This window comes from Sphingobium indicum B90A, assembly GCF_000264945.2.
In the GTDB taxonomy this organism is placed as follows: Bacteria; Pseudomonadota; Alphaproteobacteria; order Sphingomonadales; family Sphingomonadaceae; genus Sphingobium; species Sphingobium indicum.
On the sequence record NZ_CP013070.1, the window covers coordinates 2,839,316 to 2,859,548 of the forward strand.

The window sequence follows — 20,233 nt, forward strand, 5'->3', positions numbered from 1 at the left end:
ACATTGCCGTGATTCAGCCCTTGCTTTGGCGGTGCAGCAAGATAGCCTCCGCGCATGGCAAAGGAACCGGCATTGGCGACCATCGCCGTCTACAGCCTGAAAGGGGGCGTCGGCAAGACGACCTTCGCGATCAACCTCGCCTGGGCGTCCGCCAGCATCTCGAAACGCCGGACGCTGCTGTGGGATCTCGATCCGCAGGCGGCGGCAAGCTGGCTGATCTCCACCGACAGCGAGAGCAGGGACGCCGCGCAGGCGATCTTCAGCAAGGATGTGGAGGTCCGCAAGCTGATCCAGCCCTCCACCGTGCCGGGCCTGGACCTGATCGCCGCCGACACCTCGCTGCGCAGCCTGGACCATCTGTTCCGCGAGATGGACAAGAAGAAGCGCCTCGCCAGGCTGATCGAGAGCCTGGGCAAGGATTATGACCGGATCATCCTGGATTGTCCGCCCGGCCTGACCGAGACCAGCGAGCAGGTGCTGCGCGCCGCGGACATGATCGTGATTCCCGTCATCCCCTCCCCCCTCGCCCAGCGCGCCATGGGGGAGGTCGCCCGCTATCTGGTGCAGCGCGGCGGCAGCCACCCGCCGATCATGCCGGTCTATTCCATGGTCGACCGCCGCCGCGCCCTGCACCGCACCGCGCTGGACGCGCAGCCCGGCTGGCCAGCCATCCCCATGGCCAGCGCCGTCGAGCAGATGGCCGTGCGCCGGAAGCCGCTGGGCGCGTTTGCGGCCTCTTCTCCATCGGCGCAGGCTTTTACCGGGCTTTGGACGACGATCGAACGACAGGTTCAGAAGCGGTAGGTGGCCGCGAGCGGGGCCGGCTGGATCGACCGATTGCCGCCATCGGCGCAGCTTGCTCCTGCGCAGGCGTTCGAATGAGCCCGGTTCAGGCGGTGCGATGATAGGTCGAGCGCAGGAGCACGGCGCGCTTCACCAAGGGTCGAAAGTCGGCCTGGCTATTCGCGTATCTAAGCCCGTGCCCGCGCCTGATGCGCCGGAAACAGCGCCGCCGCGTCGGCCGCCGGCATGGGCCGTCCGAAATAGAAGCCCTGGACCTTGCGGCAGCCCAGGCCCCGGACCATCGCCAGTTCCGCCTCCGTTTCGACGCCTTCCGCCGTGGTCGCCATGCCCAGGCTGTCGGCCAGCGTGACCACCGCGCGGATGATCGCCAGGCTCTCCGCCTTGTTGTTCGACGCGCCCACGACGAAGCTGCGGTCGATCTTGATCGTGTCGAAACGCGTTCGGCTGAGATAGCCGAGCGAGGAATAGCCCGTGCCGAAATCGTCGAGCGACAGCCGAACGCCCAGGCCGCGCAACTGGTCGAGTATCTTGAGCGCCCCGGTATCGGCGTTGACGAACACGCTTTCGGTGACTTCCAGTTCCAGCCGCCGCGCCTCCAGCCCGCTTTGCGCGAGAGCGGATACGACCGCGCCGACGAAGCTCGGATGAGCAAGCTGCTCGGCCGAGACATTGACCGCGATCCGCACGTCCTCCGGCCAGCATGCCGCTTCCTTGCAGGCGGTCCGCAGCACCCATTCCCCGATCGGCCCGATCAGCCGGGCCTCTTCCGCGACCGGAATGAATTTGGCCGGCGAGATCGGCCCCATGTCCGGGTGGGTCCAGCGCACCAGCGCTTCGAACCCGACGACGGCGCCGGCCTGCGCCTCCACCACCGGCTGGAACAGCACGTGCAACTGCTTCTTCTCCAGCGCGTCGCGCAGCGCCAGTTCCAGTTGGCGCCGCTCCTCCGCCTGGGCATGCAGTTGCGGTTCATAGGCGCAATGCACGCCGCCGCCGTCGCCTTTCGCGCGATAGAGGGCAAGGTCGGCGCTCCTTATCAGCGCCTCCGATTCGCGGCCGTCCTGCGGCGACACCGCCGATCCCACCGATGCGCCGACATAGAGCGTATGTTCGTCCACCTGATAGGGGGCGGAAAGGCCGTTGATGATCCTGGCCGCCAGCTTGTCGACGCCGTGGGTCTCGCCCAATTGCGGGATGACGACGGCAAATTCGTCTCCGCCGATGCGCCCGCAAAATTCGGCGCCGGAACAGATGTGCCGCAACCGCCGCGCCACCTGGGTCAGCAGCTTGTCGCCGATCTGGTGCCCCAGCGTGTCGTTCACCGCCTTGAACCGATCGAGGTCGATCATCAGGAAGGCGCAGCCGCCCGCCCGCGCCGCGCCCGCCATCCCGCCGCCCATCGCCTGATCCAGCACGTCGCGCAGATGGGTGCGGTTGGGCAGGCCGGTCAACGGGTCGAACCGCGCAAGCTGGGCGATCCGCTCCGCCGATTCCCGCTGCTCGGTAATATCGGAACCGACGCCGCGAAAGCCGAGAAAGGCGCCGCCCTCATCATAGCGGGGCGATGCCGACAGTTCCCACCAGCGCACTTTTCCATCCAGTTCGACGGGCAGGACGATGTTGCTGAAACTCTCCCGCCGCTTCAGATGATCCGCCAGTTCATGCAGTTCGGTCGGAAACAGTCCGCTTTCCCAGGCGTTTCCAGCCAGCAGTTCGACCAGCAGCACGCCTTCCGCCTCGGCCGGCGCGCGGCCCAGCATTTCCGCCAGGCGCGGCGACACGCCGCTCAACCGCCGCGCAGGATCGGTCTGCCACAGCCAGTCCGACGCGCCATGCTCATATTCGCGCAGCAGCAGGCTGACGACCTCGCTTTTCTCCTCCAGTTGCACGCTGGCGCTGTGCTGCCGGGCGAAGGTCCGCGCATAGAGGAAGCAGCCGACCAGCAGCGACAGCGCATAGCTGGTGGCCAGGGCGAGCAGCGGCGCCTGGTCGCGCGGATCGAACAGGGCGCCAAGCCCGACGATGCAGGGCAGCAGAAAGCCGGTCGCCGCCAGCGGAGTGGGGGCATAGCTGATCGCGCCGCAGACCATGATGCAACTGATCAGCGTCCAATGCGCCACCGACTGCGCTGCGCCATGCCCCGCGGAAAGCGACATCATGCACGCTGCCCAGATGAGGCCGTGGAGCAGGCCGGTAAAGCCATGGACGCGAAGATCGGCGGCGCTGACCGCCGCGCCGTTCCGCCTGCGGCGCAAGATGCCGCCGACGGCCATGGAGAGAAGCAGCGCGGCGCTCCACAGCATCAGTCCCGGCGCAGAGCCGTGGTGACCGAAGACCTGCCAGAGGAACAGCAGGCCAAAGAGGTTCATCGCCTGCCGCAGCAGCGCGACATGATCGGCCGAGCGCAATTGGGCGGCCAGCACCCGTTCGGCCGCGTCGCCCGGCACGACGGCAAGGCCCATCATCGCCGGAAGCGATATTCGCTCCCGAGAAGCCGGTTCAGAAGATGGCCCGTGCCCGCGTTTCACCCGCCCGGATTAACAGGAAGCGGTTATCAATCCGTAACGGCGGAATGAAAGCAGGTAAAAAAGCGCGGCGCCGGGGAGGGCAATGCGCGACGACGGGGTTCAGGCGGCGATGTCGTAGGGACGGATTTCGCCGGTCAGATAGAGGTTGCGCGCCTTCGACCGGCTCAATTTGCCCGAACTGGTGCGCGGCAGGGTGCGCGGCGGCACCAGTTCGACGACGCAGTTCATGCCGGTGATCGCCCGCACCCTCTCCCGGATCTGGTCGCGCAGCCGCGTGCGCTCGTCATTGTCGGAGGTGCGGCAATGCACCAGCACGGCGGGCGCTTCCTCGCCGCCCGGCGTGGTGATGGCGAAGGCGGCGATGTCGCCCTGCTTGAAGCCGGGCAACTGCTCCACCGCCCATTCGATGTCCTGCGGCCAGTGATTCTTACCGTTGATGATGATCATGTCCTTGGCGCGGCCGACGATGTAGAGATAGCCGTCGCTGAGATAGCCCATGTCGCCCGTGTCCAGCCAGCCGTCGACCATGCAGGCGTCGGTCGCCTCCTGATCGCGGAAATAGCCGACCATCAGCGACGGTCCGGTGGTCCACACCTTGCCGATCTGGCGCTCGTTCAGCTTCGCGCCGTCCTCGTCGCGGATTTCCACGATCATGTCCCGCGCGGGCTTGCCGCAGTTGACGATGGAGCGAAAACGCTGCGGGCGGCCCTCGGTCGCGTCGCCGCCGGACAGGTCGGTTTCCTCGACCAGCTCGACGATGATGCCCTCGCCCGGCGGCATGATGGTGACGGCCAGCGTCGCCTCCGCCAGGCCATAGCTCGGCAGGAACGCCTTGGGGCTGAAGCCCGCATCGCCAAAGGCGTCGACGAAGCTCTGCATCACATCGGGGCGGATCATGTCCGCGCCATTGCCCGCCAGTCTCCACCGGGACAGGTCGAAACGGTCCTGCGCCTTGGTCTGGCTCGACATGCGCCGCGCGCAGATGTCATAGCCGAAGGTCGGGGAATAGCTGATCGAGGTGCCCTCGTTCCGGCTGATCAGGTCCAGCCACGCCAGCGGACGGCGGGCAAAATCCTCGGTCTTCATGTAATCGGTCGACACCTGGTTGGCGACGACCGACAGGAAGCAGCCGACCAGGCCCATGTCATGATACCAGGGCAGCCAGCTTATGCAGCGGTCGCTGTCCTGCACCTTCATGCCATGGCTGTGCGCGGCCAGGTTGCTGAGCAGCGCATGATGCGTCACCGCGACGCCATGGGGGAAGCGGGTCGAACCGCTCGAATATTGCAGATAGGCGATTTCGTGCGGCTGCGCCTGCGGCAGGTCGCAGGGCACGGCCTCCCGCGCGATGAAATCCTCGAAGGCGATGCTCTCGACCGCTTTCTGGCGGCCGGATTCCCCCGCCATCTCCTCCAATTCCCTGGGGAAGAGGAACAGCATCGGGTCGCAGCTCGACAACTGGACGTTCAACTGGTCGATATAGCTTTCCTTGCCGCCGAAGCTGGTCGGCAGCGGCAGCGGCACCGGCCAGCCGCCCGCATAGACGATGCCGAAGAACAATTGCGCGAAATCGGCCCCCGTTTCCGCCACCAGCGCCACGCGGTCTTCGGGCTTGACCCCATGGGCGATCAGCCGGTGCGCGCAGGCGATGGCGTCGGCGCGCAATTCCGAAAAGGGATAGGCGCGCGCCAGATTTCCCCGCGCATCGTGGAAGTTGAGGCCGCGCCGTCCGGTCGCGGCATAGTCCAGCGCTTCGCCCAGCGTCTCGAAATCCGAGAAACGGCGGGGCAGATCGTCGGTGGTCGGCGTCGGTGCCATCATGCTTTGCGAACCCATATTGGCGTTACCAATGTCATATTTGTCCTATTCCGGCGCGCCGCTAACAGCTTTCAAGCTGCATTGCACCGGATAGTTGCATTCCAGCCTGAGCTTTTAACCCGGAAGGGGCGGTAAAATTCCGGCCCGACTGTGGCATAATCAAGGCGCTTGCCGCATGAAGCATTGCCATGGCCGATAAACGCCTTCCTCCCCCGCTCGACGAAGAGGCGCTGCGCGAACTGGCGCTGCGCTATGTCGGCCGTTTCGCCACCAGCCGCGCCAAATTGCTCGCTTATCTGAACCGCAAGGTGAAGGAACGCGGCTGGGGCGGCGAAGGCCCAGCCGATCCGCAGGCGCTGGTCGATCGTCTGAGCGAACTGCGCTATGTCGACGATGCCGGCTATGCGGTGATGAAAAGCGGCGCGCTCAGCCGCCGCGGCTATGGCGCCCGCCGGGTCGCGGAAACCCTGCGCGCCGACGGCATAGCGGAGGCCGACCGGGAGGAAGCCCAAGCCCAGACGGAAAGGGAAAGCTGGTCCTCCGCCGACCGCTTCGCCCGCCGCAAGCGCATCGGCCCCTATGCGCTGGAACGGCCAGACCCGAAGCAGCGCGAGAAATGGATCGCCGCCTTCCTGCGCGCCGGCCATGATTACGCCACCGCCCGCCGCTGGACCGACGCCGCGCCGGGCGAGGTGCCGGAAGCGGAGGGATGAAGGGCAGGAGCCGGGCCAAAAGGCGCGGCGTGCTCCTGCGAAGGCAGGAGCCCAGTTCGGAGGTTGCATAAAGACGGTGAGGACGGACTGGGCTCCTGCCTTCGCAGGAGCACGCTGTTTTTCATCGTGAAGCTGCGATACGCCATAATCATGAAATGCCTCCCCCTCATCCTCGCGACCCTCCTTACTGCCTGCTCACAAGGCGCTCCCAAAGCCGAAAACACCACCAACCCCGCCGCTGCCCGCCAAACCACCCTCCCCCTCACCATCCGCACCGCCAAAGCCACCCACCGCTTCACCGTGGAGGTCGCCCTGACCGAAAAGCAGCAGGAGCAGGGCCTGATGTTCCGCAAGTTGCTCGCCCCCGACGGCGGCATGCTGTTCCCGATGGACCCGCCGCGCACCGCCAGCTTCTGGATGAAGAACACGCTGATCCCGCTCGACATGCTGTTCATCCACACCGACGGCAGCATCGCTTTCCTCAAGGCCAGTGCTGCGCCCTATTCCCGCGAGCCCGTCTCGGCCGGCATTCCGGTGGCCGCCGTCCTCGAACTGCGCGGCGGCCGGGCGGCGGAACTGGGCATCGGGGAGGGCGACCATGTGCAATGGGGCGACTGCACCGCCTCTGCGCCCGCAAGCCCCCTCAATTTCTGCCCCGGCTGACCAGAACCGCCTTGCCAAGCGCCGGGCGCAGCGGCTAAGCGCTTCGCCCATGGGAATCCTTGGCAAGATCTTCACCTGGTGGGATGGCGCGACCATCGGCACCTCGCTCCATACCTCCCGCAAGGGCACGAAGGTGGGCGAGGATCATCAGGGCAATGTCTATTATGAGGGCGGCACCGACCCCAATGGCCTGACCCGCCGCTGGGTCATCTACAATGGCGCCAACGACGCCAGCCGCGTGCCCGCCGAATGGCATGGCTGGCTGCACCATTCGATAGAGGGCGCGCCGGAAAGCTTCCTGCCGCCGCCCCGCATCTGGGAAAAGGATTTCACCCCCAACGCCACCGGCACGGCCCAGGCCTATCGCCCCACGGGCGCGCTGGAAAAGGGTGGCCTGCGCCAGAAGGCGACCGGCGATTATGAGGCGTGGAGCCCCGACGCATCATGACGCGGCGCCCGGCGGGACGTTTCCTGCCGATCCTCGGCTGCGCGCTGGTCCTGGCCGGTTGCGGCGGCGACGACCTGCCGACGCAGAACCAGGGCGGCCCCGTCCGCATAGAGGGGCAGAAGATCCGCAATGGCGATGAATCCCCCCTTACGGGCACGCCGATGAACGAGCGCGTGGCGGTGATCGGCCTGCTCAACAAGCGCAACGGCATCACCACCGACCTGACGATGAAACCCGGCGAAGCGCTGCGCGTGGGCGACGCCATCGTTCGGCTGCAGGCCTGCGAAACCACGGCGCCCTGGGAAAATGTGCAGGAAACCGGCGCCTTCGTGCAACTGGACGTGCGCAGCACCGCCGACAATAAATGGCGGCGCAATTTTTCCGGCTGGCTGTTCCGCGAACGGCCGGACCGCAATGTCGTGCAGCACCCGGTCTATGACGTCTGGGTCAGAAGCTGCACGATGTCCTGGCCCGAAACCGGCCCGGACACGGTGAAGCTGGGCGACAAGGGCGAAGCGTCGGACGGGGCGCGGGCCAATGCGTCCCCGGCGAGCGGAGAGAACGCCAGTTCCGCCCAGACCCCGGAACCGGCCGCCAGCACGCCCCGCCCGGCCCCCAGCGCCACGCCGTCCAACGCGCCCGCCAATGATTGAAGATAGTCGCGCTGGCTGATCTCTATCGCGCCCAATGACCGCAGATGATCGGTCATGAACTGGCAATCGAGCAGGGTGAAGCCGCCGAAACGCATCCGGGCGGTCAGCCAGGCCAGCGCCACCTTCGACGCATCGGTGCGCCGGGACACCATGCTTTCCCCGAAAAAGGCCCGGCCCAGCGCCACGCCGTAGAGGCCGCCGACCAGCTCCTCCCCCTCCCATATTTCGACGGAGTGGGCGAAACCTATTTCATGCAGGTGGCGATAGGCCCGCTCGATCGGATGGTTGATCCAGGTGGAAGGCCGGTCCGGCGCGGCCTCCGCGCACAGGCGGACGATGCCGGCGAAATCGCGATTGGCGGTCACCCGAAACCGCTCCCGCCTTATCGTCTTGGCCAGCGAATGAGAGATGTGGAAGCCATGGAGCGGCATGATCGCCCGCCGCTTCGGCTCGATCCAGTACACCTCGTCCGCCTCGCGGTCGTCGGACATGGGAAACACGCCGATCGCGTAAGCCTGCAACAGCACCAACGGGTCAATCGTCATCAAGGAAAGACTTAACGCCAGACCGGGCGGCGCGCCAGTACGACTTTCATGCCTGAGACCGCCCTGCATGGCGGGAATTCCTGCCCGCCGGCGCGAATCCTTCTAGGCTGTATCGACATTCAGCCTAAGGATTCGGCAACAGCAGGCTGGAGTCGCCATAGCTGTAGAAGCGATAGCCGCCATCAATGGCGTGCCGGTAGACCGACTGCATTTTTTCCGTGCCCATCAGGGCGCTTACCAGCATGAACAAGGTCGATTTGGGCAGGTGGAAATTGGTCATCAGCCCGTCGACCGCGCGGAAACGGTAGCCGGGCGTGATGAAGATCCGCGTCTCGTCCTCGAAGGGGCGGATGATGCCGTCTTCCCCCGTCGCGCTTTCCAGCAGGCGCAGGCTGGTGGTGCCGACCGCGATCAGCCGGCCTCCCGCCGCCCGCGCCGCATTGAGGCGGTCCGCCGTCGCCTGGTCGATCCGCCCCCATTCGGCATGCATATGGTGATCGTCCGTATCCTCCACCTTGACCGGCAGGAAGGTGCCGGCGCCGACGTGCAGGGTCAGCGTTTCCGTTCCGATGCCGGCTTTTTCTATCGCGGTCATCAATTCGGGCGTGAAGTGCAGCGCCGCCGTGGGCGCGGCGACGGCGCCGTCCTCCCGCGCGAACATGGTCTGGTAGTCGCTGCGGTCGCGCTCGTCGGTCGGGCGCTTGCTGGCGATATAGGGGGGCAGTGGCATCCGGCCCGCCCGTTCCAGCAACAGTTCGACCGGCTCCTCGCCCTCGAAGCGGAGCATGACGCCGCCCTCCTCGTCGCGCGGGCCGGCCACGGCGGTGACGCCATTGCCGAAATCGATCCGGTCGCCGTCCCGCACCCGCTTGGCGTTGCGGAGGAAGGCCTGCCACTGGCGCAGGCCGAGCCGCTTGTGCAGCGTCGCGCCGATCTTCGCCTGGCCGCGAATGCCTTCCAATTGGGCCGGGATGACTTTGGTGTCGTTGAACACCAGCACGTCGCCGGGGCGCAGCAGGCCGGGCAGGTCGCGCACGATCCGGTCCTGGAACGGCGCGTCGCCCGCCGCCAGCAGCAGCCGGGCCGAATGGCGCGGGGAAGCGGGGCGAAGCGCGATGCTTTCGGGCGGAAGGTCGAAATCGAACAGGTCTACGCGCATGGTCGAATGCTCTAGAACAGCATATCAAGTGCTCCTGTGAAGACAGGAACCCAGTTCAGACGGCGGGACTGGACTCCTGCCTTCGCAGGAGCACGCATTCACCCGGCCTTACTATTTCTTCTTCAGCGTGGCCGGCTTCCTTGCGGGCACAGGCTGCTTCGCGGGCGGCGGCGCGGCGATCGACGGGGTCGGCTGAGCGGGCGGCGTCGGCAGCGCCGTCACCGGCGGCTTGCCGTCGCTTTCGATCGATGCCTGGAGGATGATCGTCGGATCGGCGGGCGGCTCGCCCTCATGGATCGCGTCGACATATTGCATGCCCTCGATCACGCGGCCGAACACCGTATATTTCTTGTCGAGCTGCATGCGCGGCAGGAAGACGATGAAGAACTGGCTGTTGGCGCTGTCCTCGCTCTGGGCGCGGGCCATGGAGACGGTGCCGCGCAGATGCGGCATCGGATTGAACTCCGCCTTCAGGTCCGGCAGCGTCGAACCGCCGGTTCCGTCGCCCTTGGGATCGCCGCCCTGCGCCATGAAGCCGGGGATGACGCGGTGGAACTTGAGGCCGTTGTAGAAGCCCTGCCGCGTCAGCTCCTTGATCCGCTCTACATGGCCGGGCGCGATGTCGGGACGCAACTGGATGCGCACGCGGCCGCCGCTCGACAGGTCGAGATCCCAGACATTCTGGGGATCGACCGGCACCGTGGCCGCCGGCAACCTGGATGCGGGGTCGAGGCCGAGCTGCTTGGCGGTCTGCTCCGCGCGCACGGCCGCCTCCTCCTTCTTCATCTCCTCAGCATTGCGGCCGCCGCCGCCCTGGGCCAGGGCAGCGCCGCTCGATGCATAGAGGGCGAAACCGATCGCCACGGTCTTGAGCGCCGACGTGAACCGCATGAATGCTGCTTTCCTCAAATTTTGCCCAGATGCGAAGTTGCCCCTGATAGCGCCCTCTTCGCGATTGGCAACTGAACGAAGGCTGAGTGGAGCCTTCAGCCCTGCCCTTTCAGGCCGATGGCGGCCACCCGCGCCTCCACTTCCTCGCGCACGGCGGGGCTGACGAATTTGTGGATCGGCCCGCCATAGAGCGCGATTTCCTTGACCAGGCGGGATGCGATGGGCTGCAGCGACACGTCCGCCATCAGGAAGACGGTTTCCACCCGGCCGTTGATCTGCTGGTTCATCCCCGCCATCTGATATTCATATTCGAAGTCCGCGACGGCGCGCAGGCCCCGGATGATGACGCTGGCCCCCTGCGATTCGGCGAAGTCCATCAGCAGCGAGTTGAAGCCGGTGACGACGATTTCCGTGTCGATGCCCGCGCATTCGCGGCGGACCATGTCCAGCCGTTCTTCGTCGGAGAACATCGGGGATTTGGAGATGTTGGTGGTGACGCCGATCACCAGCTTGTCGACCAGCTTCGCGCCGCGCCGGATGATGTCCATATGACCCAAGGTGATCGGATCGAATGTGCCGGGATAGACCCCCACCCTCTGCTTGCTCATGCCCCTAGCGATCCCTTTCCACGATATAGTCGGCGATGGCGCGCAGCAGGTCCGCCCCCGGCCCGTGCCCGTGCAGATGCGCCTTGGCCTGTCCCACCAGCAGGCGAGCCTGCTCCCGCGCCCGCTCCACCCCCAGCAGCGAGACGAAGGTTTCCTTCCCCGCCGCCGCGTCCTTGCCCAGCGCCTTGCCGGCGAGAACGGCGTCCCCCTCCACGTCCAGCAGGTCGTCGGCGATCTGGAAGGCAAGGCCGATGTCGCGGGCATAGCCGTGCAGGCGCATCCGCCCCTCCGGCGGGATGCGGGCCATGATCGCCGCCGCATCGACGCAGACGGCGATCAGCGCGCCGGTCTTCAACTGCTGGAGCCGGGTGACTGTGGGCAGGTCGAAGCTGGCCTTCTCCGCCTCCAGGTCCATCATCTGACCACCCGCCATGCCGCTGGTGCCGCTGGCGACGGCGAGCGCCTTCACCAGTTCGATCCGGACGAAGGGGTCGGGATGCGTTTCCTCGTCCGCCAATATCTCGAACGCCAGGTCGTGCAGGCAATCGCCCGCCAGGATCGCCGTCGCTTCGTCGAACGCCCTGTGCACGGTCGGCTTGCCCCGGCGCATGTCGTCATCGTCCATCGCCGGAAGATCGTCATGCACCAGCGAATAGACATGGATGCATTCGACCGCGACGCCGACCCGCAGCGCAGACTCCCGCGAGATGTTGAACAGGTCGCTGGCCGCCTGCACCAGCAGCGGGCGCAGCCGCTTGCCGCCGTCCATGGCGGCATGGCGCATCGCCTCGTACAAGCGGCGGCGCGGATCGTCGGGGACCGCCAGCAGCCGGTCGAACAGGCGGTCGACATCGGCCGCCACGGCCGCCGCGCGGCCGGCCACCAGGCCCGTCGCGGGGGGCGAGGCGGAACCCCCGCTCATGACCGCCTCTCCCGCATGCGGCACGCTCAGTCCGAACCGAAGGGCTGCGCGCCGGTCACGGCGCCGCCTGCGTCGATCGTCAGCTTGGCGATGCGCGCTTCGGCCGCCTGGAGCCGTTCCATGCAGCGTTTCCGCAGCTCCTCGCCCTGCGAATAGAGCGAGATGGATTCGTCGAGCGGCACGTCCCCGCTCTCCAGCCGCCGGACGATCGATTCGAGCGCGCGCAACGCATCTTCGAACGACATCTGCGACGGATCGCCCTGTTGTGTCATGCTGTCTTGCGCCATGTCCCTGCATTGGCGGCCCCCGCCCGCCCGGTCAAGCCCGCATGGGCCATGGCCGCCGATTCCGGCCGCCGTTCACGAAAACGTCATGACGTCGCACCACTGGCTGGCGGACTTGCGGCAGTTTTGCGTTGACGCTTGGCATGGCTAGTGCACATAGAAGGACCGCTATGAAATATCATCTCCCCCTGATCTCCGTAGCGGCGCTTGCGCTGCTTTCCGCCTGCAACAAGAATGACGAACCCGAAGTCGTGGGCGGCCCCGCCGATCCCATGGCCGAAAAGCTCGCCAATGCCGCGCCCATCGAACTGCCGCCGATGGTGAAGGAAAGCCATCAATATCGCTGCAAGGACAACAGCCTGATCTTCGTCGACTTCATGAGCGACGACAAGACGGCGAACCTGCGCACCGAAAAGGACGGCGCGCCGACCAAGCTGACCGCCGCCGAAGCCGGCAAGCCCTTCGAGGGCGCCGGTTACAAGATCGAGGGTTCGGGCAAGCAGATCACCGCCACCCTTCCGGGCAAGGACGCGGTTAGCTGCAAGGGCTGATCTTCTTTCATTTTCCCGCATATCCCGGCCGGTCTTCCCATGCGGAAGGCCGGTCTTTTTATTTTTGGGTTGGCGGAAGGTGGCCGGTGGGGGATGTTCTTAATCCTCCCTGCGCGAAGCGTGGGGAGGGGGACCATGCGAAGCATGGTGGAGGGGAAATGGCGCGACCTGCGTATTTCCCCTCCACCACCGCCTTCGGCGGCGTCGAAGAGAGGCACGTGACTCTCTTCGACCCTCCCCATCTTGCGATGGGGAGGAATAGGATGGGTGCGCCTTCCGCGACATTGCGCCGGATGCGGGTGGGCCATCATCTTATTGTCTATCGAACGCTCCATCGCTAAAGGCGCGCTCATGTCCAGCACCGCATCCCAGATCACGCCCCAGGTCGTCGCCGAACATGGGCTTTCCCCGGAAGAATATGATCGCGTCCTGAACGCGCTCGGCCGGGAGCCCAACCTCACCGAACTCGGCATATTCTCGGTCATGTGGTCGGAGCATTGCTCCTATAAAAGCTCGCGAATCCATCTGAAGAAGCTGCCGACCGAAGGGCCGCAGGTGATTTGCGGCCCCGGCGAGAATGCGGGCGTCGTCGACATCGGCGATGGGCAGGCGGCGATCTTCAAGATGGAGAGCCACAACCACCCCAGCTATATCGAACCCTATCAGGGCGCGGCGACGGGCGTGGGCGGCATTTTGCGCGACGTGTTCACCATGGGCGCGCGGCCGGTGGCGAATATGAACGCGCTGCGCTTCGGGCGGCCCGATCACCCCAAGATGAAGCATCTCATCAGCGGCGTGGTGCGCGGCATCGGCGGCTACGGCAATTGCGTGGGCGTGCCGACCGTGGGCGGCGAGGTGAATTTCCACCCCGCCTATGACGGCAACATCCTGGTCAACGCCATGACCGTGGGCGTCGCGGAGACGGACAAGATCTTCTACAGCGCCGCGTCGGGCGTGGGCAATCCGATCGTCTATGTGGGGTCGAAGACCGGGCGCGACGGCATCCATGGCGCGACCATGGCGTCGGCGGATTTCGGCGAGGATTCGGAGGAGAAGCGGCCGACCGTGCAGGTGGGCGACCCCTTCACCGAAAAGCTGCTGATCGAGGCGTGCCTGGAACTGATGGCGTCGGACGCCATCGTCGCGATCCAGGACATGGGCGCGGCGGGCCTCACCTCCTCCTCGGTGGAGATGGCGTCCAAGGGCGGCGTCGGCATCCAGCTCGACATGGACAAGGTGCCGCAGCGCGAAACCGGCATGACCGCCTATGAGATGATGCTGTCGGAGTCGCAGGAGCGGATGCTGATGGTCCTCCAGCCGGGCAAGGAGGATTTTGCCGAGGCCATTTTCCGCAAGTGGGAACTAGACTTCGCGGTGATCGGCCATGTGACCGATACGGGCCGCATGGTGCTGGTCCATCAAGGCGAGACGGTGTGCGACATTCCGCTGGCTCCGCTGGCCGACGACGCGCCGCTCTATGACCGTCCGGCGATGGCGAAGGAGGAATATAAGGCCTGGTCGGGCGTGCAGCCGCTGGGCGAGATCGCGGAGAGCGCCGACATCGGCGCCGACCTGATCAGGCTGATGGGTTCGCCGGACATCGCCTCGCGCCGGTGGATTTGGGAGCAATATGACCATATGGTCGGCGCCGACACGGTGCAGCGCCCCGGCGGCGATGCGGCGGTGGTGCGCGTCCATGGATCGCAAAAGGGCATCGCGATCAGCACCGACTGCACGCCGCGCTATTGCTATGCCGATCCCTATGAGGGAGGCAAGCAAGCCATCGCGGAATGTTATCGCAACATCAGCGCGGTCGGCGCGACGCCGCTGGCCGTCACCAACTGCCTGAACTTCGCCAATCCGCAGCGGCCGGAGATCATGGCGCAGTTCACCGGCTGCCTGGAGGGCATGGGCGACGCCTGCCGGGCGCTGGATTTCCCCATCGTGTCGGGCAATGTGTCGCTCTACAATGAATCCAAGGCGACCGGCGGCGGCTCCGCAATCCTGCCGACGCCCGCCATCGGCGGCATTGGCCTGCTCAAGGATGTCGACGGGATGGCGACCGTCGCTTTCAAGAATGAGGGCGACGCGATCTGGCTGATCGGCGGCGAGGGCACGCATCTGGGCCAGTCGATCTGGCTGCGGGAGATTGCCGGGCGGGAAGCGGGCGATGCGCCGAGGGTCGATCTGGCCGCCGAGCGCGCCAATGCCGAAGCCGTCCGCGCCCTGATCGCGGCGGGCAAGGTCAATGCGGTGCATGATATTTCCGACGGCGGCCTGCTGGTCGCGGTGGCGGAAATGGCGCTGGCCGGGAAGATCGGGGCGGAACTGGACATCGCACTGACGACCGCTGGGGCCTTTGGCGAGGATCAGGGGCGGTATATCGTCGCTGCTGCGCAGGGGATTGAGATTCCGGGCGCCGTGAAGATCGGGACGACCGGCGGCGACAAGGTGGCGGGCGTGGCGCTGGCCGAACTGCGTGGGGCGCATGAGGGTTTCTTCCCGGCGCTGATGGACGCGGAACTTTAAAGTGGGAAAATGGCATGCTCCTGCGCAGGCAGGAGCATGCTGGAATAACGGCAGCAACTGGCCGCAACTTGCCAATCGCGCATGGCGCCCCAACATGCGTCGGACCCCGAAGCAAGGAGCCTTCCATGACCATCACCCGCCGCGTCACAGTGCATGAAGGCCCTGGCGGCCGGTTCGAGAGCATGGCCGTGTTCGACGATGCGGCAGGCGCGCCGCGTCCCGGCGTGCTTCTCTTCCCCAATGTCCTGGGCGCCAAGGAGGCCGATTTCGCCTATGCCGAAAGGGTCGCGGCGCTGGGGCTGGCGGTGCTCGTCGCGGACATGTTCGGTCAGGGCAAGCGGACCACCCGCGCCGATCCCGACATGGGCCGCTACATGGCCGAACTCAATGACGACCGCGCCCTGCTGCGCGACAGGGCGAACGCCGCGCATGCGCTGCTGAAATCGCTCGACGAAACGGACGAAAGCCGCACCGCCGCGATCGGTTTCTGCTTCGGCGGCAAATGCGTGCTGGACCTTGCCCGTTCCGGAGCGGATATTGCAGGCGGCGTCAGCTTCCACGGCGTCTACGACGCGCCGCCCTTCCCCCATGCGAAGATCACCGCGCGGCTGTTGATCTGCCATGGCTGGAACGACCCGATCGCTCCGCCGGAGGCCACCGTCGCGCTCGCGAAGGAATTGACCGAAGCCGGATGCGACTGGCAGATCCATGCCTATGGCCATGCCGGCCACGCCTTCACGGACCATGACGCGAAGATGCCGGAAAGGGGCCTGGCCTACCATCCCGACGCCGACCGCCGCAGCTTCCGCTCCATGGCCGATTTCCTGGACGACGTTTTCGGCTGAACCGGCGGCCGGCGGGGATCAGATTTCGTCGATCATCTCCGCCAGCACGCCGAGGCAATCCTTGGCGAGTTGGATCGAGCGCGCCGGGGACCAGCCGAAATCGGCGTCGGGCAGGTCGTCATTATCCTTGAACGGCATTTCCAGCGTCATGGCCACCGCGCCGAAGCGTTCGGCCAACTGGTTGGTCGACATGGACAGGTTCGCCCTGCCGGCGGGCGCGGTCGGATAGCCCTTGCTAGTCTGGAAATCGGGCGTCCGGGCGGCCAGCGTGTCGCGATAGCGCCGATACAAGGCCGACTGCCGTTCCGTGATGGAGGGAATGCCCTCGAACCCCGCCAGGAACACGGCCGGAATCGCCTCGTCGCCATGCACGTCCATGGCGAAATCGACCCCGGCCTCGTCCATCGCTCCGCGCACCAGGAACACCTCCGGACTCTTTTCCATCGACGGCTCATGCCATTCGCGGTTGAGGTTGATGCCGACCGCATTGGTCCGCAAATGGCCGCGACGGCTGCCGTCCGGATTCATGTTGGGCACGATGTAAAAGGTCGCCTCCCTGCGCAGCAGCCGCGCCACGGCGTCCTCCTCGTCGCAGAGCCGCTCCAGCGCGCCCTCCATCCACCATTCGGCCATGCTCTCGCCCGGATGCTGGCGGGCGTAGAGCCAGACCTTCTTCGGCCCTTCCCCCAGCACCAGCAGGTCGAGCGGCTGCCGGTCCAGCGTCAGCCCCAGTTCGCGATGCTCCACCCCCGGCTGCGACGCCGCCCAGGCGACCAGGTCATGGTGCCGTTCCATCGAATAGGGCGCGAAATAGGCAAGCCACACCGCATTGCTGTCGGGCGACAGGCGGATCGTCAGCGTGCCGTCGGCATAGCCGGTGTCCGCCAGCAGCCAATTGTCCCGATCCTCGCTATAGCGCGCCTTGTAGCCCGGCCAGCCGTCGGGATAGGCCGACGCGCCGCAATTGACGATCGCCAACTCGACCTCCCGCCCCGCCACGCCCGCCACGCGGAAGTGGAACCATTGGTAGAAGTCGCTCTGCCGGTCCTTGACGATCTCCAGTTCGGCGCGGACGCCGGCGGGGGTGTCGGAGACGGAAAGGACGCGAATATTGCCGCTGTCAAAGGCACTTGTGATCGAGATGCTCATTTGACGGTTATAGTCCGCCCCGATTCGCCCGGATAGCCCCCCAGCAACGCCGCTGCCAGCTTCTGCGCCGCCAGGCCGGGCTGCGATGCGGGCGCACCCTCCCGCGCGGCGGTCTGCGCCCGGCCTTCCCAGATGGTGGTCGAATCGGCGCGTCGGCGTATCTGCACCTGCAATTCGGTGAAGACCTGCCCCTTGGGCTTGCCCGACAGGTTGATGCCGATGCCCAGCCCCAGGCCGGAATAGCCGCCGCTGCCCACCGCGCCGCCCACGCCGACGCTCACCGGCTTGCCATTGGCGCCATAGCTGCCGGGTTCGCGGAAGGTGCGGCGGAAGCTCACCAGCGCGACATAGTCGCTCCTCGCGCCCTGTCCTGCCGTCCCCTGTCCGGCGGCGGTGAAGCCCACGCGCTGCAATTCCTGCTCGACCGCGGCGGCATAAGTGCGGAATTCCAGGCCGACATCGGGGTTGCCGGCCATCTCCTCGACGGCGATGGTCCCGCTGCGCGCCGGATTGTCGATATGGAACCGCGTCACCTCCACGGGTGGAACAGCCGTGGCGCAGGCGCCGAGGCCCAAAGCCAGCAGGGAGGGAAGGACGATCTTCTTCAACATGGACGGATTCGACATGGATGCGCACTCCAGGGGATCAACAGCCTCTACACGACACCGCGCCGCTAATCCCTTAAAAGCGTCAAGCCACGGATTTGCTGCATGCAGGATGAACGGCGCGGGGATGGGGCGAAAAGCGGGCGGCCGCCCTTGACTTTCGGCTGTCCCGCCCATAGGGGCTGCGCTTCGATTTTCGATCAAGCAAGATTCATTCAAAGGCTGGTTCCATGAAGATCCGCAATTCGCTCAAGTCGCTCAAGGGCCGTCACCGGGACAACCGCGTGATCCGCCGCCGCGGGCGCACCTATGTCATCAACAAGACCAACCGCCGCTTTAAGGCCCGCCAGGGCTGATTCATGGCGGATATTGCCGCCGTCGTCTTCGATGTCGGCAATGTCTTGTATCACTGGACCCCAAGGGTTCTGTACGAGCGCCTGATCGACGATGATCGGGCGCTCGATGCGTTTCTCCGCGATGTCGTGACGCCGGACTGGCATTTCCAGCATGACCGGGGCCGCCCCTTCGCGGAAACCAGCGCCGAACTGATCGCGCGCCATCCGGAACATGCGGCGCTGATTCGCCTCTGGGGCGAAAAGTTCATCGACAGCGTCGGCCCTGCGGTCGAGGGCATGCCGGAGGTCGTGCGCGAACTGCACGAAGGCGGCGTTCCCCTCTTCGCCATCACCAATTTCAGCGATGAATTCTGGCCGCCCTTCCATGCGCGGGAGGCGGCGCTGTTCGCACCCTTCCGCGACATCCTGGTTTCCGGCGCGGAAAAGCTGGTGAAGCCCGATCCCGCGATTTACCGGCTGGCGCTCGACCGATTCGGGCTGCGGGCGGAAGAGGCGCTGTTCGTGGACGACCGGGAGGACAATATACTGGCGGCCGAGGCGGAAGGGATGCGCGGCCATTTGTTCCGCGATGCGATCGCATTGCGCGAGGAATTGGTTGAACTAGGCCTGCTTCGAACCCCAACTGTCTAACGCAGCGGTGTTCCTGCGAAGGCAGGAACACAACCCCTTTTGCAGTCGACCTTTACCCCTCGTCCCGGCCCCTCAACTCATCGCCCCGTATCGCGGCCACATGCAGCACATTGGTCGACCCCGGCGTCCCGAAGGGCACGCCGGCCAGCACGACGATCTTGCCGCCCTTCTCGACCATGTCGTGGCGCAGCGCCATGCGGCGCGCCTTGCCGACCATCTCCTCGAACGTGCCGATGTCCTTGGTCCGCACGGCATGCACGCCCCAGGTCAGCCCCAGCTTGCGCGCCGTGTCCTGCCGGGGCGTCAGCGCCAGGATCGGCGTCATCGGCCGCTCTCGCGCCACGCGGCGCACGGTGCTGCCCGATGAGGTGAAGCAGGTGATCGCGCTCGCCCCCACCACGGACACGATGCTGCCCGCCCCCTCCGCCAGCGCGTCGGCGGTGGTCGGATCGGGCTTCGTCTCGGTATAGTGAAGCCGCCCGAAATAGCCCGGATCGCGCTCCACGCTATGGGCGATGCTGTCCATCATCGTCACCGCCTCGACCGGCCAGTCGCCGGCCGCCGTCTCCGCCGACAGCATGATCGCGTCCGCCCCGTCATAGACCGCCGTCGCCACGTCGGACACTTCGGCGCGGGTGGGCGTGGGCGCCTTGATCATCGATTCCAGCATCTGCGTCGCCACCACGACGGGCCGCCCCATGCGCCGGGCCGTCGCCACGATCTGCTTCTGAAGGGGCGGCACCGCCTGGGGCGGCAATTCGACGCCCAGGTCGCCGCGCGCCACCATCACCCCGTCGGCCAGTTCGATGATCTCCTCCAGCCGCTGGACAGCCGCCGGTTTCTCGATCTTCGCCATCAGCGCGCCATAGCCGCCCATCAGCTTGCGCGCCTCGGCCAGGTCCTCTGGCCGCTGCACGAAGCTGAGCGCGATCCAGTCGCAGCCATGCTCCACCGCGAAGCTGAGGTCGCGCCGGTCCTTTTCGGTCAGCGCCGGCACCGGCACGACCACGTCGGGCACGTTCACGCCCTTGCGGTTGGAAAGGGCGCCGCCGACCTCGACCACCGTGTCGATGCGGTCCTCCGCCACCTTCTTGACCCGCAGCACCATCTTGCCGTCGTCCAGCAGCAGCCGGGTTTCGGGCACCAGCGCGGCGTAGATCTCCGGATGGGGCAGGTTGACCCGCGTCGCATTGCCCGGCGCCGGATCGCTGTCCAGCACGAAGGCCGCCCCCGTTTCCAGCACCGCCAGCCCACGTTCGAACGTGCCGACGCGCAGCTTTGGCCCCTGAAGGTCGCCCAGGATGGTCGTAGGACGGCCGAATTCCTTTTCCAGCGCCCGGATGGTGGCGATGCGCGCGGCATGATCCTCATGCGCGCCATGGCTCATGTTGATGCGGAAGGCGTCGGCCCCGGCGACGAACAGCGCCCGGATCATCTCCGGGCTGTCGCTCGCGGGGCCAAGGGTCGCCAATATGCGGACCTTGCGCGAACGGGGCGGTAATCTCGTCATTCGTCTTTTCTCCTGACCGTCA

20 protein-coding genes and 1 pseudogene are annotated in these 20,233 nt (G+C 66.2%); 10 read left to right on the forward strand and 11 right to left on the reverse strand.

Annotated features, from left to right (window positions below):
• Positions 1-54 precede the first annotated feature (54 nt).
• Entirely contained in the window at positions 55-804 is a 750-nt protein-coding gene (locus SIDU_RS13795) for a ParA family protein (protein ID WP_025772778.1), read from the forward strand.
• Positions 805-971: 167 nt separating this feature from the next.
• Here the strand turns inward: SIDU_RS13795 and SIDU_RS13800 are convergent, their stop codons facing one another.
• Together SIDU_RS13800 and SIDU_RS13805 are read right to left on the reverse strand one after the other, a co-directional pair.
• The gene (locus SIDU_RS13800) at positions 972-3,269 is read right to left on the reverse strand and encodes a putative bifunctional diguanylate cyclase/phosphodiesterase (protein WP_007686191.1); all 2,298 of its coding nucleotides are present in this window, start codon (positions 3,267-3,269) and stop codon (positions 972-974) included.
• Between the two features lie 162 nt (positions 3,270-3,431).
• Positions 3,432-5,153, reverse strand: a complete 1,722-nt coding sequence (locus SIDU_RS13805; protein ID WP_050983546.1) for a fatty acyl-AMP ligase — start codon at positions 5,151-5,153, stop codon at positions 3,432-3,434.
• Between the two features lie 185 nt (positions 5,154-5,338).
• Here SIDU_RS13805 and SIDU_RS13810 point away from each other — a divergent pair, with 185 nt between their 5' ends.
• From SIDU_RS13810 to SIDU_RS20305, 4 genes and pseudogenes are all read left to right on the forward strand, one after another.
• The gene (locus tag SIDU_RS13810) at positions 5,339-5,863 is read left to right on the forward strand and encodes a regulatory protein RecX (RefSeq protein WP_007686187.1); all 525 of its coding nucleotides are present in this window, start codon (positions 5,339-5,341) and stop codon (positions 5,861-5,863) included.
• Positions 5,864-6,013: 150 nt separating this feature from the next.
• Positions 6,014-6,526, forward strand: coding sequence for a DUF192 domain-containing protein (locus SIDU_RS13815; protein WP_025772780.1), 513 nt, complete (start codon positions 6,014-6,016; stop codon positions 6,524-6,526).
• A 49-nt stretch (positions 6,527-6,575) separates the two neighbouring features.
• Positions 6,576-6,974 carry an NADH:ubiquinone oxidoreductase subunit NDUFA12 gene (locus tag SIDU_RS13820; protein ID WP_007688672.1) on the forward strand — a complete coding sequence of 133 codons (399 nt, stop codon included), beginning with the start codon at positions 6,576-6,578 and terminating at the stop codon, positions 6,972-6,974.
• Between the two features lie 227 nt (positions 6,975-7,201).
• Positions 7,202-7,372 (forward strand): annotated as a pseudogene (locus SIDU_RS20305) (DUF2155 domain-containing protein); the annotation flags it as partial.
• Between the two features lie 35 nt (positions 7,373-7,407).
• Here the strand turns inward: SIDU_RS20305 and aat are convergent.
• The 6 genes from aat to SIDU_RS13855 all read right to left on the reverse strand — a co-directional run bounded on the left by aat (position 7,408) and on the right by SIDU_RS13855 (position 12,039).
• Positions 7,408-8,172 carry a leucyl/phenylalanyl-tRNA--protein transferase gene (gene aat, locus SIDU_RS20075; protein WP_021223998.1) on the reverse strand — a complete coding sequence of 255 codons (765 nt, stop codon included), beginning with the start codon at positions 8,170-8,172 and terminating at the stop codon, positions 7,408-7,410.
• A 124-nt stretch (positions 8,173-8,296) separates the two neighbouring features.
• Positions 8,297-9,331 carry a tRNA preQ1(34) S-adenosylmethionine ribosyltransferase-isomerase QueA gene (gene queA / locus SIDU_RS13835; RefSeq protein WP_007688680.1) on the reverse strand — a complete coding sequence of 345 codons (1,035 nt, stop codon included), beginning with the start codon at positions 9,329-9,331 and terminating at the stop codon, positions 8,297-8,299.
• Positions 9,332-9,442: 111 nt separating this feature from the next.
• Entirely contained in the window at positions 9,443-10,222 is a 780-nt protein-coding gene (locus SIDU_RS13840; protein ID WP_007688681.1) for a peptidylprolyl isomerase, read from the reverse strand.
• Positions 10,223-10,317: 95 nt separating this feature from the next.
• Complete coding sequence (gene coaD / locus SIDU_RS13845; protein WP_007688682.1) at positions 10,318-10,830, reverse strand: pantetheine-phosphate adenylyltransferase; 513 nt, start codon at positions 10,828-10,830, stop codon at positions 10,318-10,320.
• Positions 10,831-10,834: 4 nt separating this feature from the next.
• Positions 10,835-11,752 (reverse strand): polyprenyl synthetase family protein, encoded by a 918-nt coding sequence (locus tag SIDU_RS13850; protein ID WP_073507158.1) that lies wholly within the window; start codon positions 11,750-11,752, stop codon positions 10,835-10,837.
• Positions 11,753-11,778: 26 nt separating this feature from the next.
• On the reverse strand, positions 11,779-12,039 hold the full coding sequence (locus tag SIDU_RS13855) for an exodeoxyribonuclease VII small subunit (protein ID WP_007688687.1): 261 nt from the start codon (positions 12,037-12,039) through the stop codon (positions 11,779-11,781).
• 167 nt (positions 12,040-12,206) lie between these two features.
• Here SIDU_RS13855 and SIDU_RS13860 point away from each other — a divergent pair, with 167 nt between their 5' ends.
• The 3 genes from SIDU_RS13860 (at position 12,207) to SIDU_RS13870 (ending at position 15,961) form a co-directional block, all read left to right on the forward strand.
• Complete coding sequence (locus SIDU_RS13860; protein ID WP_007688690.1) at positions 12,207-12,587, forward strand: hypothetical protein; 381 nt, start codon at positions 12,207-12,209, stop codon at positions 12,585-12,587.
• Positions 12,588-12,938: 351 nt separating this feature from the next.
• Positions 12,939-15,116: a phosphoribosylformylglycinamidine synthase subunit PurL gene (gene purL, locus SIDU_RS13865; RefSeq protein ID WP_007688692.1), complete on the forward strand. Its 2,178-nt coding sequence runs from the start codon at positions 12,939-12,941 to the stop codon at positions 15,114-15,116.
• Positions 15,117-15,241: 125 nt separating this feature from the next.
• Positions 15,242-15,961, forward strand: coding sequence for a dienelactone hydrolase family protein (locus SIDU_RS13870; protein WP_007688693.1), 720 nt, complete (start codon positions 15,242-15,244; stop codon positions 15,959-15,961).
• Positions 15,962-15,979: 18 nt separating this feature from the next.
• On the opposite strand, the gene SIDU_RS13875 is transcribed toward SIDU_RS13870, so the two are convergent.
• Both SIDU_RS13875 and SIDU_RS13880 read right to left on the reverse strand, forming a co-directional pair.
• Entirely contained in the window at positions 15,980-17,110 is a 1,131-nt protein-coding gene (locus SIDU_RS13875) for a M14 family metallopeptidase (protein WP_007688694.1), read from the reverse strand.
• Positions 17,107-17,736, reverse strand: coding sequence for a hypothetical protein (locus SIDU_RS13880; protein ID WP_007688695.1), 630 nt, complete (start codon positions 17,734-17,736; stop codon positions 17,107-17,109). Before SIDU_RS13880 ends, SIDU_RS13875 begins: the two co-directional genes overlap by 4 nt.
• 209 nt (positions 17,737-17,945) lie before the next feature.
• On the opposite strand from SIDU_RS13880, the gene ykgO reads away from it, so the two are divergent.
• Positions 17,946-18,071 carry a type B 50S ribosomal protein L36 gene (gene ykgO / locus SIDU_RS13885; RefSeq protein WP_004210176.1) on the forward strand — a complete coding sequence of 42 codons (126 nt, stop codon included), beginning with the start codon at positions 17,946-17,948 and terminating at the stop codon, positions 18,069-18,071.
• A gap of 3 nt (positions 18,072-18,074) precedes the next feature.
• Positions 18,075-18,701, forward strand: coding sequence for an HAD family hydrolase (locus tag SIDU_RS13890; RefSeq protein ID WP_007688696.1), 627 nt, complete (start codon positions 18,075-18,077; stop codon positions 18,699-18,701).
• A gap of 52 nt (positions 18,702-18,753) precedes the next feature.
• On the opposite strand, the gene pyk is transcribed toward SIDU_RS13890, so the two are convergent.
• The gene (gene pyk, locus SIDU_RS13895) at positions 18,754-20,211 is read right to left on the reverse strand and encodes a pyruvate kinase (RefSeq protein WP_007688697.1); all 1,458 of its coding nucleotides are present in this window, start codon (positions 20,209-20,211) and stop codon (positions 18,754-18,756) included.
• Between the last annotated feature and the right edge of the window lie 22 nt (positions 20,212-20,233).

Coding starts and splice junctions, on each gene's coding strand:
- SIDU_RS13805 (WP_050983546.1), bottom strand. CDS start 5,153: ATGATGGCACCGACGCCGACCACCGACGATCTGCCCCGCCGTTTCTCG.
- SIDU_RS13850 (WP_073507158.1), bottom strand. CDS start 11,752: ATGAGCGGGGGTTCCGCCTCGCCCCCCGCGACGGGCCTGGTGGCCGGC.
- coaD (WP_007688682.1), bottom strand. CDS start 10,830: ATGAGCAAGCAGAGGGTGGGGGTCTATCCCGGCACATTCGATCCGATC.
- SIDU_RS13875 (WP_007688694.1), bottom strand. CDS start 17,110: ATGAGCATCTCGATCACAAGTGCCTTTGACAGCGGCAATATTCGCGTC.
- SIDU_RS13795 (WP_025772778.1), top strand. CDS start 55: ATGGCAAAGGAACCGGCATTGGCGACCATCGCCGTCTACAGCCTGAAA.
- SIDU_RS13860 (WP_007688690.1), top strand. CDS start 12,207: ATGAAATATCATCTCCCCCTGATCTCCGTAGCGGCGCTTGCGCTGCTT.
- SIDU_RS13840 (WP_007688681.1), bottom strand. CDS start 10,222: ATGCGGTTCACGTCGGCGCTCAAGACCGTGGCGATCGGTTTCGCCCTC.
- SIDU_RS13855 (WP_007688687.1), bottom strand. CDS start 12,039: ATGGCGCAAGACAGCATGACACAACAGGGCGATCCGTCGCAGATGTCG.
- SIDU_RS13800 (WP_007686191.1), bottom strand. CDS start 3,269: ATGATGGGCCTTGCCGTCGTGCCGGGCGACGCGGCCGAACGGGTGCTG.
- queA (WP_007688680.1), bottom strand. CDS start 9,331: ATGCGCGTAGACCTGTTCGATTTCGACCTTCCGCCCGAAAGCATCGCG.
- SIDU_RS13890 (WP_007688696.1), top strand. CDS start 18,075: ATGGCGGATATTGCCGCCGTCGTCTTCGATGTCGGCAATGTCTTGTAT.
- ykgO (WP_004210176.1), top strand. CDS start 17,946: ATGAAGATCCGCAATTCGCTCAAGTCGCTCAAGGGCCGTCACCGGGAC.
- SIDU_RS13810 (WP_007686187.1), top strand. CDS start 5,339: ATGGCCGATAAACGCCTTCCTCCCCCGCTCGACGAAGAGGCGCTGCGC.
- pyk (WP_007688697.1), bottom strand. CDS start 20,211: ATGACGAGATTACCGCCCCGTTCGCGCAAGGTCCGCATATTGGCGACC.
- SIDU_RS13820 (WP_007688672.1), top strand. CDS start 6,576: ATGGGAATCCTTGGCAAGATCTTCACCTGGTGGGATGGCGCGACCATC.
- SIDU_RS13870 (WP_007688693.1), top strand. CDS start 15,242: ATGACCATCACCCGCCGCGTCACAGTGCATGAAGGCCCTGGCGGCCGG.
- SIDU_RS13880 (WP_007688695.1), bottom strand. CDS start 17,736: ATGTCGAATCCGTCCATGTTGAAGAAGATCGTCCTTCCCTCCCTGCTG.
- SIDU_RS13815 (WP_025772780.1), top strand. CDS start 6,014: ATGAAATGCCTCCCCCTCATCCTCGCGACCCTCCTTACTGCCTGCTCA.
- purL (WP_007688692.1), top strand. CDS start 12,939: ATGTCCAGCACCGCATCCCAGATCACGCCCCAGGTCGTCGCCGAACAT.
- aat (WP_021223998.1), bottom strand. CDS start 8,172: ATGACGATTGACCCGTTGGTGCTGTTGCAGGCTTACGCGATCGGCGTG.